12 protein-coding genes and 5 pseudogenes are annotated in these 15,489 nt (G+C 41.3%); 5 read left to right on the top strand and 12 right to left on the bottom strand.

The window, feature by feature from the left end; genetic code table 11:
• Positions 1 to 154: 154 nt before the first annotated feature.
• The 4 genes and pseudogenes from tnpA to H540_RS0113685 all read right to left on the bottom strand — a co-directional run bounded on the left by tnpA (position 155) and on the right by H540_RS0113685 (position 4,666).
• Positions 155 to 556 carry an IS200/IS605 family transposase gene (gene tnpA, locus H540_RS0113670; RefSeq protein ID WP_028401157.1) on the bottom strand — a complete coding sequence of 134 codons (402 nt, stop codon included), beginning with the start codon at positions 554 to 556 and terminating at the stop codon, positions 155 to 157.
• Positions 557 to 745: 189 nt separating this feature from the next.
• Positions 746 to 982 (bottom strand): annotated as a pseudogene (locus H540_RS0113675) (adenosine deaminase); the annotation flags it as partial.
• An 88-nt stretch (positions 983 to 1,070) separates the two neighbouring features.
• Positions 1,071 to 4,202, bottom strand: coding sequence for an MMPL family transporter (locus tag H540_RS0113680; protein ID WP_028401159.1), 3,132 nt, complete (start codon positions 4,200 to 4,202; stop codon positions 1,071 to 1,073).
• Complete coding sequence (locus H540_RS0113685; RefSeq protein ID WP_028401160.1) at positions 4,199 to 4,666, bottom strand: MarR family winged helix-turn-helix transcriptional regulator; 468 nt, start codon at positions 4,664 to 4,666, stop codon at positions 4,199 to 4,201. Before H540_RS0113685 ends, H540_RS0113680 begins: the two co-directional genes overlap by 4 nt.
• A 274-nt stretch (positions 4,667 to 4,940) precedes the next feature.
• Here H540_RS0113685 and H540_RS0113690 point away from each other — a divergent pair, with 274 nt between their 5' ends.
• Positions 4,941 to 5,339 carry a MarR family winged helix-turn-helix transcriptional regulator gene (locus H540_RS0113690; RefSeq protein ID WP_425388119.1) on the top strand — a complete coding sequence of 133 codons (399 nt, stop codon included), beginning with the start codon at positions 4,941 to 4,943 and terminating at the stop codon, positions 5,337 to 5,339.
• Positions 5,340 to 5,407: 68 nt separating this feature from the next.
• A pseudogene (locus tag H540_RS0113695) lies at positions 5,408 to 5,575 on the top strand (ATP-binding cassette domain-containing protein); the annotation flags it as partial.
• A 50-nt stretch (positions 5,576 to 5,625) separates the two neighbouring features.
• On the opposite strand, the pseudogene H540_RS0113700 reads toward H540_RS0113695, so the two are convergent.
• From H540_RS0113700 to H540_RS0113710, 3 genes and pseudogenes are all read right to left on the bottom strand, one after another.
• Positions 5,626 to 5,856: pseudogene (locus tag H540_RS0113700) on the bottom strand (malic enzyme-like NAD(P)-binding protein); the annotation flags it as partial.
• A gap of 24 nt (positions 5,857 to 5,880) precedes the next feature.
• Positions 5,881 to 7,107, bottom strand: coding sequence for an MFS transporter (locus tag H540_RS29675; RefSeq protein ID WP_245592239.1), 1,227 nt, complete (start codon positions 7,105 to 7,107; stop codon positions 5,881 to 5,883).
• A 19-nt stretch (positions 7,108 to 7,126) separates the two neighbouring features.
• Positions 7,127 to 7,696: a TetR/AcrR family transcriptional regulator gene (locus H540_RS0113710; RefSeq protein ID WP_028401164.1), complete on the bottom strand. Its 570-nt coding sequence runs from the start codon at positions 7,694 to 7,696 to the stop codon at positions 7,127 to 7,129.
• Positions 7,697 to 8,068: 372 nt separating this feature from the next.
• On the opposite strand from H540_RS0113710, the pseudogene H540_RS31430 reads away from it, so the two are divergent.
• Both H540_RS31430 and H540_RS29680 read left to right on the top strand, forming a co-directional pair.
• Positions 8,069 to 8,518: pseudogene (locus H540_RS31430) on the top strand (spore germination protein); the annotation flags it as partial.
• A gap of 21 nt (positions 8,519 to 8,539) precedes the next feature.
• Positions 8,540 to 8,806: a Ger(x)C family spore germination C-terminal domain-containing protein gene (locus H540_RS29680; RefSeq protein WP_281172507.1), complete on the top strand. Its 267-nt coding sequence runs from the start codon at positions 8,540 to 8,542 to the stop codon at positions 8,804 to 8,806.
• Positions 8,807 to 9,199: 393 nt separating this feature from the next.
• Here the strand turns inward: H540_RS29680 and H540_RS0113735 are convergent, their stop codons facing one another.
• From H540_RS0113735 to H540_RS0113745, 3 genes are read right to left on the bottom strand one after another with little or no spacing between them, the layout of a single operon-like run.
• Positions 9,200 to 10,054 carry an aldo/keto reductase gene (locus H540_RS0113735; RefSeq protein ID WP_028401167.1) on the bottom strand — a complete coding sequence of 285 codons (855 nt, stop codon included), beginning with the start codon at positions 10,052 to 10,054 and terminating at the stop codon, positions 9,200 to 9,202.
• Between the two features lie 56 nt (positions 10,055 to 10,110).
• Positions 10,111 to 10,962 carry an aldo/keto reductase gene (locus H540_RS0113740; RefSeq protein ID WP_028401168.1) on the bottom strand — a complete coding sequence of 284 codons (852 nt, stop codon included), beginning with the start codon at positions 10,960 to 10,962 and terminating at the stop codon, positions 10,111 to 10,113.
• A 38-nt stretch (positions 10,963 to 11,000) separates the two neighbouring features.
• On the bottom strand, positions 11,001 to 12,164 hold the full coding sequence (locus tag H540_RS0113745; protein WP_028401169.1) for an MFS transporter: 1,164 nt from the start codon (positions 12,162 to 12,164) through the stop codon (positions 11,001 to 11,003).
• A 216-nt stretch (positions 12,165 to 12,380) separates the two neighbouring features.
• Between H540_RS0113745 and H540_RS0113750 the strand changes: the two genes are divergently transcribed.
• Complete coding sequence (locus H540_RS0113750) at positions 12,381 to 13,298, top strand: AraC family transcriptional regulator (RefSeq protein ID WP_028401170.1); 918 nt, start codon at positions 12,381 to 12,383, stop codon at positions 13,296 to 13,298.
• 212 nt (positions 13,299 to 13,510) lie between these two features.
• On the opposite strand, the pseudogene H540_RS32105 reads toward H540_RS0113750, so the two are convergent.
• Positions 13,511 to 13,798: pseudogene (locus tag H540_RS32105) on the bottom strand (GNAT family N-acetyltransferase); the annotation flags it as partial.
• Between the two features lie 203 nt (positions 13,799 to 14,001).
• A complete protein-coding gene (locus H540_RS0113755) occupies positions 14,002 to 15,438 on the bottom strand; it encodes an MFS transporter (RefSeq protein WP_051317103.1) in 1,437 nt (478 codons plus the stop codon).
• Between the last annotated feature and the right edge of the window lie 51 nt (positions 15,439 to 15,489).

The following is a 15,489-nucleotide window of genomic DNA, read 5'->3' on the forward strand; positions in this document are numbered from 1 at the left end:
CCAATTCGGGAAAGGTGTACCGTCTTCTTTACACCAGTTCCGCTTTTCATAATTAGCTACATTCCATAACTTTCTAGCAGCATAGGTCAAATGAGATAGAATGATATTCGTTTCATGATTCGGCTTACACACAAAATACGAGGCACGAATCAACTTAGTCACCTCCCTTCGATTGCATGGCAATATACGCCTGAATGACATCCTCGCTAATCGAACCAACAGTTTCGATATAAAAACTACTGTTCCCTAAGTGTCCTTTCCCTAGTTTTTGTTTCAATTCAGGATGAAGAAGAAACAATTTACGAGCAGAAATCCCTTTTAACATCTTCATGATATAAGAAGGTGCAATTTTAGGATGCGCGGAAGCAAAAACATGAACATGATCTTGGTCTCCGACTTCAACCATAACAACCTCAAATCCTTTATCTCCGGCAATTTCTTGAAACATATTCTTCATATCGGTTTCAATTTCCCTTGAGAGAACCGTTCGTCTGTATTTTACAGACCATACGATATGATAATGGACGTTGTAGACACAGGTTCTTGCGTGAACAATCTGTTTTTAACTCATATATACAGTATATCAAAAATATGGAAAAACATCTATTTAACAACTTTTAATCGTATACATATGGTATGGTGAAGTGAACAAAAAGTCGGATACGTAAAGTAGCAGAAGCTACTCCGTATCCGACCTCACTTTCATCTCTCCAATGAATGGGAGAGGATTCCCGTTCGGGTTTCCTAAATATTGCCCCTGACAATCAATGACCTCATATCCATTTAAGTTTTCAGGAAGATTCTCTCCAACATAAACAATACGATCTTCGTATATCCAAATATTCGCAACTAACCATTGATGCAAATAGGTATTTAAATAGGTTGCGTTTTTTAGGATAATATGAGGATTTTTTTCTTCATCAAGTACCTCTACATGGTTTCTTATTTGTTTATTGCTCCATCTATAATTTCTATTATCCATCTTGTAACCCCCCATGTATGTTACTAAATGCGACATAAGATATTCTAATAAAAGCTGTTGAGACTTTTATATTTTTTTCTTCTGTTGACTATCTATTACTCGGTCTTTTAAAAGGCCACCAGTTTGCTTTTCCAAAATTCTTGACCATGACTGGTATAAAGAGAGGGAGAATAATGAAGGCATACAGGAATAATCCGACCAAAACAATGCTTGCGATTTGCAGCAAGGACAACATACCAGAAGGCATCATTGCCGCAAATGTTCCTCCTAAAATAATGGCCGCTGAAATAATAACAGTTCCCATCTTCTTCATCGCCTCTAGCATGGCTTCAGCAATTGTAACGCCCTGATACTCATTAAATCTCTCCATGAGGAAGATACTGTAATCTACTCCTAATGCAATCAAGATAACAAAACCAAAAAATGGAACGACCCAATTGATTCCAGGGAATCCAAGAAGATTCACATAGATTGCTTCATTGATTCCCATTGTTGTGTAGAATGTTAAAAGCAAGGAGCCGATAATATAAGCTGGCATCAGGATTGAGCGGAATAAGAACACCAATACAATCGAAATCGCCACTAACATATACACAACCGTTTTGGAGTAATCCTGATCTGACATTGTTTTTGTATCAGTATTATTGCTCGTAACCCCTCCAACAGCAATCTGTGCATTTTCTAATTTTGTTCCCTTTGTCACACGCTGTACGGTTTGTTTAATCTCATCTACTTGGTTCAGCGCTTGATTTGAATAAGGATTGGCTTTTAAAATGACTTCGATTTTCATGATTTTACGATCTTTTGACAGATACGTATCCAGTGATGTTTGGAAATCTTTGCTTTGCAGGGTTTCCTGCGGCAAATAAAAATTGTCTGTGTCTTGTTTGGATAAACCAGATACATAATTGGTTGCGGAATCCAGCCCTACCGAAATTTGGCCTAGTCCGTCAGCACTTTGTTGTAGACCATTTGTCAGTTGACCAATCTGACCATCAATTCCACTGAACCCTTCTAATAGCTTCTTCTGCCCAGTATTGATGCTGCTTAATCCATTGGTCAGTTTCGGCATGTTCCCAACAATTTGTCCTTGGCCGTTTGCTAACTGATCCAGGCCGGCCTTTTGTTGCTCGATCCCTGCAATTAATTGTTCAAGCCCAGAGCCTAAAGAAGTCTGGTTTTTCAAGATTTCTGCATAGTTACCATTGGCTGTTGTTACCCCTGCTTGTACTTGGGACAAACCATCATTCAGCTGTGCAATTTTACTGCTGATGATTGGTAGTTGCGTTTTTGTTGCTTGTAAGGCTACTTTCATTTTTTCATACGCATCTTCCTTACCTAGACCATCATACTTTTTCTCCAGGCTGTCAAAGGATGCATCTTGTATCTGATTCACACTTTTTGACAACTCTTGCAGACCAGCTTCTACTTTTTGATACCCATCTACCAAAGTAGATAATTTGGTTCCCACATCGTTATATCCAGCCTGAAGCTGTTTATGGGCAGCTAATAATTTCTCTGCACCTGTTTGAGCATCTTCTAAACCTTTCCTAATCTGATCAGATCCAGCAGAGCCTTGCCGGATTCCATTTTCAATTTTCGTAAGATTCGTTTGGATTTCCGAAAGTCCTGATTGCATCTGATTTGTGCCACTGATTAAAGTATTGATTCCTTTTGTAGCATCCTGTAATTGTGGCGCTGAGTTCGAGAGATTATCGCCGGCAGTATGAAGACCCGCGCTGATTTGATCAATTCCTTGTTGTCCTTTTTCTAATCCCTCATGCAAAGTTTCAGCCTGATTCGAGACATACAGTTCTTTAATGGGTGCTCCAGTTGGTCTTGTTACAGAGCGAACCTGGTCTACTAAGCTTACTTTCGTAAGTTCTCGGCTTATATTCTCAGCCAGGCTTACGTATGGCATGGAATCCATTGCTTCATCATTCTTAATGACGATAGTCGTTGGCATAGCTTCTCCAGGACCAAAGCTGTCAGCGACAATTTTAAATGCCTTAATGGAAAGAGCTTTATCTCCGCTAATTTCATCCAATGAATTGAACGATAATTTTCCATCATACGTAACGAGAAATGGTACACAAACTGCAGCTACAACCAGTAAAGCCACGAACGGTCTCTTTAAAGAAAAACGACCGACATACTCCCAAATCTTGCTGTCTCCATGCTCTACACTGCCTTTTGAAGGCCAGAATAGTTTTTGCCCAAGTCCCAGCATCACAACCGGAACGAAGGTAAACAGTGCAAGTAATAATAATGCGACTCCTACCGCTATGGCAGATGCGGACTTATATAGATTAAATTGGGAAAAGCCAACAGCAGCAAATCCAACCATGACAGCCATACCACTAAAGAAGACCGTCCGTCCAGCATTGCGGTATGTTGCTAAGATTGCATCAGCAGTACTGTCATGGTGTGACAATTCTTCTTTAAATCGACTTAACAACAAAATACAGTAGTCTGTACCAATTCCAAATAAAATAGCAACTAAGAATATCTGTGTGTAGCTGGAAATCGGGAAGTTCCATTGGTCGACTAATATAGATACAATGGACTGTGATGCTAAGTAAGCCAACCCTACTGTGAATAAGGGAATGAATGGTGCAACAATAGATCTAAAAACAAGCAGAAGTACAGCAAGTATAAATACAACTGTAATCCCCTCAGTTTTCTTTAAACCTTCTTCGGATGCCGTATTAATATCTTCTCCAATTAACCAGTTACTTGTATAGTAGTGGTCTACCTTATATTGTTGAATGGCACTATATAGCGCATCGCTTACTTCCTTTTTCTCTCTGTCATTCCAACTAATGGTGAGGGAGGTTAAGATGGTTTTTCCATCTTTAGAAATGAGTTGATCCTTTAGATTTTCATTTGTAAATGGAGATAGGATTTCTGTAATACCTAGCTTCTTTCTTTGTTCTTCTAATTGTTTTACCGCCTTTTCGGCTTCTTGTATTTCTGTATCTGTCAGTTTTTTGTCATTATGAAATACCAGTGCTACTTGTGTTTCATCTCCCACATTTTTCTGGGATTGTATCTCTTTCATAATTTCACTTGCTTTTGTTGATGAATATTCTTTTGGTATACTCACTTGCCCTTTTTCTTTTACTAATGTTCCGATGTTTGGTGCAATACTAAATAAACCAGCAATCACAGCAACCCAGATGATAAGGATAAACCATTTCATCCTTAATATGGTTTTCATTCTCTCACCTTCTCTTGGTCTTTTGTAATGCCGCCTATTAATACGCTCAATCGTTCAAGGTTTTTTAAGAAAGTATTGATTTCCTCATCCTCAAATTCATGAATGACAGGCTGAATGAATGTATACAGTTTCTCGTTCATTTCTGTACAAACAGAGTCACCCTGCTCTGTTAGTGTGAGATACGTTGTTCTCCGGTCCTTCGGATCAATTGTTCTCCGTACCAACTCTTTTTCAAATAAACGGTTGACGATAGATGTAATGGCACTTCTTTTTACACCAAACTCATCTGCTAACTGTGATGACGTACATGCACCTGATTTTTGAATATGGCACATCGTAACAAACTGTTCTGGAGTTAAAGCATCCCCCGTTACGAGTCGTAAAAGATGAGAAAAGCTGCGATTCAGCGACGAATTAACCTCAACATAACGGGCTACAATATCCCTTATTTTCGAATGAATCATATGAGTTACCCCTCCAATATAATTAAAACACTTAACTATTAAGAATTTTAACTATGTGTTTTTGGTTTGTCAATTATAAAATAAGTCCACACAAGTTTTACTTTTTGGTTTAGCTGATAGTATCTCTTGATCTGTATATTTTATTAGCTATATCGAAAACAGTCGTTTATGGTACCCTTCTTGTTCAACTGAAGGGGCAGAATAGTTTAATCACTTGAAAACATATAGACGTCTATGTATAATAGTAAACATGATAAAATATGATACAGCTTCAATGGTTGGAAAGATTAGAGATGCCGTAAACAATATGATTATGTCGGAGCTCGGAAAATACGGAGTGGATGGTATCGCCCCTTCTCACGGAGATATTTTAGTTCACCTTTACAAAAAAAACGGTTTATCTGTAAAGGAACTGTCTGAAAAAATCCATCGCACGCAGCCGACAGTTACAGTATTGGTAGATAAGTTACAGAAACTAGGTTATGTGAAGAGGATAAAAAGTAAGGAGGACAGCAGAGTAACTTTAATCAATCTTACGGAAAAGGGTATCCAGCTGAAACCAATTTTTCGTGAGATTTCAGAAAAAATAAACACTGTCATTTACGGAGATTTAACGAATATTGAAAAAGAACAGTTAGAACATTTATTAGAAAGGATTTTAAACAGATTCTAATTTTTTCGGAATAATATATAGGTATCTATATTATTCCGAAAATTTTACCAATCAAAAGGAAAGGTAAAATGATTCGATTTGAACAAGTATCGAAAAAATTCCCTAATGGGACCTTTGCCACAAAGTCTTTAGATTTAGAAATAAAGAAAGGTGAATTTTTTATTTTAATCGGTCCCAGTGGCTCTGGAAAGACTACCACATTAAAAATGATCAATCGTCTCATTGATTTATCAGAATGTAAGTGCCCATCATCTAATCCATCAAGATGATGGACACTTGCAAAAAATTATATTGCTATTTCTGATTCCTCCATCGCTTTGACGGGTTTATAGACTGGATTCCACATAGCATCTTTAATCGCTTGTTCCACATCTTCCGGCTCTACACGTGCTACTCCATCTTTAATAGCCGCTTTTGCTACTTCGATTGCCACAGCCGTGGAAACAGAACGTAAATCCTGTATGTTTGGAAGTAAAGAAGCACCTGGCTTATGACTATCGGTCATATTAGCTATAGATTAGAAAATCTTAGATTAAAAGGTTTAGGAAATTCGTTTTAGAGCTACACTCTTAGAAGTTGCCGTAGAAGCCAATTTGATAAAAAAGGATAATAAAAATCCTACTAAGAGAATGGACCCTAAGATTCCAAAAGATAATCGATATTGCTCTGTTTTTAGTAAGTTAATAGCTAATATCGGACCCGTACTGGCACCAAGGAAGAGAATAAACGCGTTAAACGAAATAGCACTTCCCCTTGCATTTCCAGCTAGTTGACTGATAATTGAGATGATTATGGGAGTTATTACTGCAATGCCGGCTACAAATCCTACACTCATTAGGACGATGAATGGCAAGTAAGGGCTAAGACCTAAAGCAAGCAATCCAACAGCAGCTAAAGCTAATCCACCTCGGAGAACAGTTACTATTCCTATTTTTTGGGCAATTCTTCCGGAAAACGGTGATAGAAGCATCCCAAGGATCCCAACTGCTCGAATATATAGTATCTCCTGGTTCGTAAGCCCAAACTTAGTCGAACTTAAATAGCTTCCCAGTATGGTATACATTCCAACTAAAGATAATAAGAGCATAAACGTAATAGAAAAAGCTAAAAGTAACTGTGTTTGTTTTAGCAGAGTTGTCATTTGTTTAAACTTAATAAGCACATTTTCTTTCGGTCTTAGCATTTCATCTTTTGGAAGAAATCCTATAACGAGTAGAGTAGTGATAAAATATAGAATTCCTAAAATAAAGAAAATGACGTGCCAACCTAAATATTCATTCACGATTCCGCTAAAAACTTGACCCACTATGCCTGCCATGAGAAGCCCCGAACTGATAAATCCAACAGCTGTTAGCCTTTTAGGAGGCGGAAACATTTCCCCTGCATATACTAGTGAAATAGGAGCAAACGCAGCAGCTACTAGCCCTTGAATTCCTCTTAGAATAATAAGTCCGTAAAAACTGTCTACAAATCCAATGGCAATCGTAACCACTGTTAACACACTGATGCTCGTTACTAAAAAAACTTTACGTCCATATCTGTCGGAGAATGGTCCATAAAGGAGACACCCCAGTGCATAACATAGAGAAAATGAACTTCCAATCCAAGCTGCTTGTGTCGAGCTAACATGAAAGGATTGGATAAATACAGTTGTTAACGGAATAGTAATATACATACTAGTTAAAATAACTAAACCACACCAAAATAAAATCGTGGTCATTAAAGAATAGTTCTTATTGTATGATGTTGTATTTGCCGGTTGAGTCACCAATAAAAATCCTCCTGGTTTAAGATTGATTCGGGATACTAATTCCCTTCATAACTCGGGTTAATAATTCGTTGATATAATCTTCATCTGGAACTTTTTTATATATGAGTATCTGGAAGTAAATAGAACCATATAACATATCTAAAACTACATCCGCATTAATTGTGGATTGAACTTCACCCTTATCTATCGCAGCTTGAAGTAATTGTTTTGCTTTACTTCTTCTAAGGCTGAGATATGAGGTGCAAAATTTCTTAGCAATTTCTTCATTCTCTATAACTATGGTTAATGTTGACTTACCAATCTTGCTGTTAAGAATACGAGCTAAAGCTTCAAGATGTTGTTTAAAGGTGTCCTGTACGGGATTATTGCTGTTAAATTCAAATTTTGAATCTACCACCATTAAAAAAGCATCTAACACAAGGTACGCTTTATTTTCCCACCATCGATAGATAGTTGTTTTTCCGACTCCAGCTTGCGAAGCTATTGCCTCAATTGTTAAAGATGAATAACTGGTGAATTCTAACATCTCAATGGTTGCATTAAGAATCTCATTTCTACTCCGAGGTTCTTTTTTCTTTCCTGTCATAGTGATTTCACCTCCTTGATATAAAACAGTCTCTCACAAAAAATAAAACGATACGTATCGTTTTATTTGTAATAATTACAATATACTTTCTGAAACGCATTTTTGCAAGTAAAAAGTATGCACAAGAAATGTAGTATTTTATCTTTGCACCAGAACCAATTGAACTACATACTTTTCAAAAATATTGGAAATATATTTGGTATGAGATCATTTCAATTTTAGGGTGTGTAATATGGGATTTTTCAAGTATAAACGTCGTCGTATCAATCCTTATAATAAAAAACAGATTCAAACATCTGAACCAATTGTTACTCAAGTTTTTTCCTCTATTTGGGATAATATTAATTATATCGAGGATTTTTTTACCATTCACACGATCTAAAGTCTTATCAATTTACTTTTAACCAAAAAGAGTGTGTTTGTTTTTATTTTGAAACCTTAGTTGACCAGGACAAGCTGGAACAAAAATTTTTTGTTCCACTTGCTAAATACACAAACAAAAATAATTTGGACAGTTTTACCCTTGAGCATTTTCCTAAATCAACAAACTTTGATGATATAACGAACAAAATGCTGAACGGATTTTCAATCTTTTATATGGATGGAGAGCAGCATGTATTTTTAATCGACACAGCTTCAAATTTTGTAAGAAGTACGGATGAACCTCAGAATGAAAAAGTTGTAAGGGGCTCTCATCAGGGGTTTGTAGAAAATTTAACAATTAACTTAAACCTTCTACGTAAGCGAATTGAAGATCCAAATCTATTTATTCAATACTTAACCCTTGGCAAAAAAACAAACACAAAAGTTGCAATTGCGTAATGGTTAGATTTTAAAGTAGCAATAATGGAGTATCCAGAAGACCGATTAGATTCGGAGAAAAAGACCAATTTCCTGACTAAAAAATTATCCGAAATGCTAACGACAAAAGCCAATAAAATAATCAAAAAAATGCAAGAAGCTAATTCGGACAGCCTTGGTATTGGAAGACATATTATTGCCCATCATCATGAAACTTGGCAAAAAATCAATTGGGAAGAAAAATATCCTAATGTTAGCTTTAAGGCAAGGGTAAACGTTGAAATCTCCAAACATGGAATTTTTAATTGAACGTCAAATTATAATAAATTCTAGCATTGGCGTCAACTGCGCATCGGTTTCATTTAGGAATAAATCAATAGCATAACGGGCAATTCCCCCATTTGCTCCAAGGAGCAAAACATTAGTCAAATTCCCTTTCATTCTAAAGTATAGAGAAACCAATATTAGTCCACTATGAAGTTTGTACATATTTTTGTTTTTGATACATGTTGCTCGCCTCGCTTTAAATGAAAAGTGCAAGTTTTTTCACGATTTTCGTGATTTCCCTTGCACTTTTCATACCTTATACTCTCGTTATAGACTGATAGCAAAAGCTTTTTCTTTTGTTCAGTAGACATTAATTCATTAATTACATTATTTATCTTCCTTCCTTAGCCAGAATTTTCTGCACTTGTTTCCATCTCAAAAATGATCAAATACTCTTTCCAACATAGATTTTTCCCATTCCTTATCAGCAGGGTCGGCAGACAATCTTTGGTTGGTATCGATGGAGCGGATAACGTTCATTTCCTGTTCACTCAACTCAAAGTCCCAGATGTCAAAATTACTTTTAATACGGCTCGGAGTTGCAGATTTCGGAATCGCAATTGCTTCTTCCTGTACATGCCAGCGCAAAATGACTTGTGCGGTTTCTTTGCCATACTTGTCTGCAATTTGCTGAAATTGCGGATGGGAAAGCAGGTCCTGCACACCATGCCCTAATGGACTCCATGCTTCCAAATAGATGTCGTTTTCCTTCAAATAAGCACGGAGTTCTTTTTGCTGAAAGATTGGATGGCATTCCACCTGATTGACTACCGGCTTTACGCTTGCAACTTCAAGCAAATCCTTCATATGCTGGATTGTATAATTGCAGACACCGATGGCTTTAATTTTTCCTTGATGGTAGTATTCTTCCATTGCTTTCCAGCTCCCGATATTGTCACCATAAGGCCAGTGCTGAAGATACATATCAAGATAATCCAGCTGTAACCGCTCCAATGTTCCTTCTATCGCTTTCTTTGTTTTCTCATATCCAGTATCCTGCACCCAGAGTTTAGAAGTGATAAACAGTTCATCACGGTTGATGCCCGATGCTTTAATGCCTTCACCGACTGCCCGTTCATTCATATATACGGCTGCGGTATCTATTAAACGGTAGCCATCTTTTATTGCCGTGGCCACGGTCTTTTTGCAAAGTTCGGCATCCGTAATCTGCCACACTCCGAATCCTAGCGCCGGAATTTTCACGCCATTTTTCAAAGTAAAATAGTTCATCATTTACCTCCTGTGATCGTATGAATTGGTTTGCCTTTGCTACTCAGTTTTAAAGATTATATGTCCAATACCCAGCTTGTTATTTTCTTTTTGACTTCTTCATCTTCAGGGTCATTGGAAAGCCTCTTGTTTGTATCCATACTGCGGATGACGTTCATTTCCTGCTCCGTCAGTTCAAAATCCCAAATGGCAAAATTGCTCTCAATGCGTTTCTGTTTAGTTGACTTTGGAAGAGCAATCCCACCTTCCTGCACGTGCCATCTCAGAATGACCTGTGCAGTTTCTTTGCCGTACTTGTCTGCGATTTGTTTCAGCTGCTGGTTTTCAAGCAAATCCTTATTCCCGCTTCCAAGTGGGAACCAAGCCTCCAGATAGATGTCGTTCTCCTTCAGAAAGGCACGGAGTTCTTTTTGCTGAAAGATTGGATGGCATTCTACCTGATTGACTACCGGCTTTACGCTTGCGATTTCAAGAAGGTTCTGCATGTCTCTAATTGAAAAATTACTAACACCGATGGCTTTGATTTTCCCTTCATGATAGAGTTCCTCCATTGCCTTCCAGCTTCCAGCAATATCGCCATAAGGCCAATGAATCAGATACATATCAAGATAATCCAGTCCTAAACGCTGTAGTGTTCGTTCAAACGCTTCTTTTGTTTTCTCATATCCAGTATCCTGAATCCAAAGTTTAGACGTAACAAATAATTCATCTCTTTTAACGCCCGATTCCTTTATAGCTTCACCAACTGCCGTCTCATTTAGATAGGCTGATGCCGTATCAATCAAACGGTATCCTGCTTGTATGGCTGAAATCAAAATATTTTTACAAAGTTCGGGATCGTTAAGATTCCACACACCAAATCCCAATGCCGGGATTTTTATGCCATTGTTCAAATGATAATAGTTCATGTTCTTCCTCCTTAGATTGTTTTTCCCATCTCACTTCATCATCGTGCGCTTGAGAGCGAACGGGCAAGGCCGAAGGAAAAGACCGCGACGACAGCTGCGATTGCAACCGAGGCGGCACTGATCCAAGTGATCTCCATGATCGACCAGCCTCCCACGACGATTCCCCCGATGCCGGCGCCTACAGCGAATCCGAACTGTACGAACGAACTGTTCAGACTAAGCGCGATTCCAGAAGCTTCCGGAGCAAGCGAGACTAGGTTGAAGTTTTGAGTCGGCCCAAACGTCCAGCAAGCGATCTCCCAAAGCATGAGCAACGGAATGGTAACGAGTACCCACCCAGAGCCAGCGGACAGCAACACTAGGGTGAGAATTTGGACGATCATAGCGCCGAAGATCGTACGGACGATACCGATTCGATCCGCCAGGAATCCGCCAAGCCTAGAGCCGATCAAGCTCCCTATGCCCAAAGTCATGAGAATAACGCTTATTTCCCGTTGCATCGTCGGCATGACGGCGGTCAGAAAGGGGGTGATATACGTATCGATAATCGAAAAGCCGATAAACACGAAGAACGAAACACCAAGGGTAACCGCGATCCTCGGATTCTTCAAGAGGGCAAGTCTCTTACCCAGAGGTACGGACGCTTCGCCTTCCATGGCCGGAATCGTTCGTGCGACAGCGAAGACTGCAAACAAGCTTAAGAGACCAATGATCCAGAAGATCGTTTTCCAATCATATGCGGTTGCCACCATGCGGCCGATGGGGACGCCAAATACAAGGGAGGAGCTAGCGCCCAGTGCGACGCTGGACATCGCACTGCCCTGACGTCCGGGAGGAGCCAGCTTCGCAGCTATTCCATAAGCTGTGACGATGAAGACGCCCGATCCGATCCCAAGGATAACGCGAGAGGCCATCAGGAAGCCGAAGCCTGGAAGAGCGAGCATCGAAACGATGCCGAGTAATATGATGGCGAGAGCCAGTAGCAATTGCTTGCGCTGATTCATCTTAGCCGTCGCCACTATGACAAGGGGCGTGCCGATCGCGTTGCCAAGTGCGAATACGGTAATCAGCTGTCCCGCTGTCGATACCGATACGCCGGTGGAAGCAGCGATTTTATCCAGCATGCCCACGATGCTGAATTGTGAAGTGCCAACAATGAAGCTGATAAGGGTCAGCATGTAAATTTTCCAAGTGTTTTTCATGGTATTCTATCTACTCCTTTATCTATAATTTGATCATTTTGCGATCATAATAAAAGTTATTGAAAAAGTATCGGCTTCCTTATTATGAAACAAATGAAAAAGCGACTGTTAGCCCATTCATCCCAAATGATTGCCTAATCCTCTCACAACTGTTTATGTAACTGACGAACAAGCATTATAATGGAGTTGTTAGGAATAAAGAACAAGGAGGATTTTATGTCTGAACAAATAGATAAACAGCAGGGGGAACTCGCCAAACTCATTGGGCGTTATACAGATCGAGATGGTTCTCACGAGACTGCTATTCCGTCTTTATTTTTCTCTCGTTACTCTACTGTTACCGAACCAACTTACGGGATTCACAATCCTTCCTTATGCATTGTCGTTCAGGGTGAGAAGGAGGTATTGCTGGCACAGGAACGCTTTAGGTACGGTCCTGCCGATTACTTTGTTACATCTATTGACTTGCCGATTACCGGCCAAGTCATGGAAGCCTCTTCCGACGTTCCGTATTTGGCTCTCAAGCTTGAATTTACGCCGAGTCAAGTCTTAGAGGTCTTAAGTGATGCTGAAATTCGAGTTAGCCAGAAAGAAAATGCTAAGCGGGCTATGTTTGTCGGCCGGATAGAGTCATCTATGCTAGATGCAGTAATCAGATTAGCTCGTTTGCTAGACAATCCTAAGGATATCCCGGTGCTTGCCCCTCTATTCACGAAGGAAATTCTGTACAGAGTTCTACAAGGACAGCATGGAGATGCATTGAAACAAATTGCAATAGAAGGAAGCTCTACCTATCGAATCAGAGACGTTATCGAACATATCATGAATAACTATGAAAGGTCTTTTCGCATTGAGGAGCTTGCGGAAATAACGAATACGAGTGCTTCTTCCCTTCATAGACACTTTAAAGAGGTAACCGCTATGAGTCCGATTCAGTTCCAAAAACAACTGAGACTCCAGGAAGCCCGGCGCCTGTTATTATCCGAGTCAACAGATGCCGCTGATGTCGCATTCCGGGTAGGCTATGAAAGCCCAACGCAATTCAGCCGTGAATATTCGCGCATGTTTGGTTTTCCACCTAGAGAAGATATAAAGCGCCTGAGGGAGAAATATGACCAAAGGATAAACGCATGAATCCCCTGCTCAACGGGGGATTCAAACCCCTTATTAAATTGATGTAAAAAGACAAGCCTGATTGGCTTGCCTCTTGAGAAATTCCTTTGTTTTTACCTTTTAGAGGTTTTGAATAGTTCGGATGCACATTAATCGAATTCCCCACATCCAATCCCAAAAATTCACAACTTTTGCTTAGTATATGAACCGTGCGTCAAAGACGTTTTTTAATAATAGGCGAGCTTATCGCCCTTATTATTCAGGATGGAACGGATATTTTCTTTGCGAATCCGCATAAAAACCGTTTCGATACCTAGTTTGTAAAAGCGTTCTTTAAAAAAAGCGTCTTTAGCCGGGCTATTATAACCTTTTCCGTGATACGGTTTTCCAAGCCAAGTGCCTAAAAATCCAGCATTATCTTCTATATCGTATAAAGTAATTGTACCGATTCGATTCCCCCATTCATCAAGAATAGTCCGAGAAATTAATTCGCCGCGCTCTTCGGCCTCAATTGTTTGTTTTTTGGTACTTTACTTATATGAACTCAACTATTCAGTTTTAGATTGAAACTAAAGTTTTGAGTATTGTCCCAATAAAATTGCTAAATGATCTCGCCCATTCGCAAACTAAAAAACAGAGCAGTGTTAGCACACTGCTCCTGAAAAGAGAGGAACTCCGTTACTTCAATAAGGGTTAGCATCACTCTCGTCCCTTAAATAGACAACTATTTACTATTTATTTCAGCAGCCTTACGGGGCCGGACAATCAGCATAACAACGACAACGAGCGCTAACGCAAGCATTACTGTACCACCGGTGAGCGAGATCGAAATGCGGTGTGCGAGTAGATCCCGGTCGCCGAGGATGGTGGAGCCAGCGGCCGCGAATACCGTGACAAGGATACCGAGTCCGAGAGAACCGCCAAGCTGGTGGGCAACGTTGACGAGCCCGGAGGCGGCCCCGGCGTCTTTAGAAGCAACACCGGCGATGCCTGCGGCCGTGAGGGGGCCGAGGGAGGCACCCTGGCCGATACCGATCAGGATCATCGGCAGCGCGATCCCGGTGACGTACAAAGTGTCGGCCGAGATGCGGCTAAGCCAGAACATCCCGATCATCGTTAAGGTGACGCCACCGGCGAGCAGACGCGCATTGCCGAACCGCCGCGTTAGCCTCGGGACAGCGATGGCTATCGCAAAATTAGCCAGCGTCATCGGTAGAAAGGCGAGACCGGCCTCAAACGGGCTAAAGTTACTGACGCCTTGTAGGAACTGGGTGATAAAGAACCAGAAGCCCATCATGGCGCCAAGGAAAAGGATGCGGGCCGCGTAGGCCCCGACGCGCTCGCGGCTCGCGAACAGGCGCAGCGGCATGATCGGCTGCTCCGCGCGCCACTCGTTGAAAACGAAGAATGCAAGCAGCAGGACGCCAGCCGTGAGTGCCGCGACCGTGACAGGATTGCTCCAGCCCGTGGTCGCGGAGTGGACGATGCCGTAAACGAGCGCCGTCATGCCGAGGGTTGAGCTCATGGCGCCCGCTAGGTCAAACCGACCCGGGTGCTTTTCAGTCTCTGCAAGGTAGCGCGGCGCGGCAAGCATCATTGCGATCCCGATAGGCACATTGATGAAGAACCCGGCGCGCCAGGAGAGCCAGTCGGTGAAGATACCGCCGAGAAACAGTCCGATACTGGCCCCGACGCCGGCAACGGCGCTATAGTAAGCAACCGCACGCGTACGCTCGTGCCCTTCAGGGAAATTCGCCGACAGGAGGGCGAGCGTCGACGGAGCCAGGATTGCGGCGCCGATGCCCTGCAACACGCGGGTGCCAATCAGCCAGGAGGCGGACTGTGCCAGGCCAATGGCGAGCGATGCGGCAGTAAAGAGCGCGATTCCGGCGATGAACATGCGGCGCCGGCCGAGGATGTCGCCGGCGCGTGCGCTAAGCAATAGCAATCCGCCAAAGGCGAGCGTATAAGCGTTCTGCACCCAGGAGAGCCCGGTAGCCGAGAAACCGAGGTCGTGGTGCATCTTCGGGAGAGCAGTGATGACGATCGAGATGTCGAGTACGATCATCAAGTAGCTAGCAAGAATGATCGTGAGCACGGCCGTACGATGCGAATGGGATCCGGCATTGGTAGCAGCCCCAATTCCGTATTCTTTAGTCATGATCTTCTCCTCCTTAATTTCGTATTCTGTAGCCAAAGTCTTCTCTTAATT

The organism is Ectobacillus panaciterrae DSM 19096, from assembly GCF_000430785.1.
Lineage (GTDB): Bacteria > Bacillota > Bacilli > Bacillales > Bacillaceae_G > Ectobacillus > Ectobacillus panaciterrae.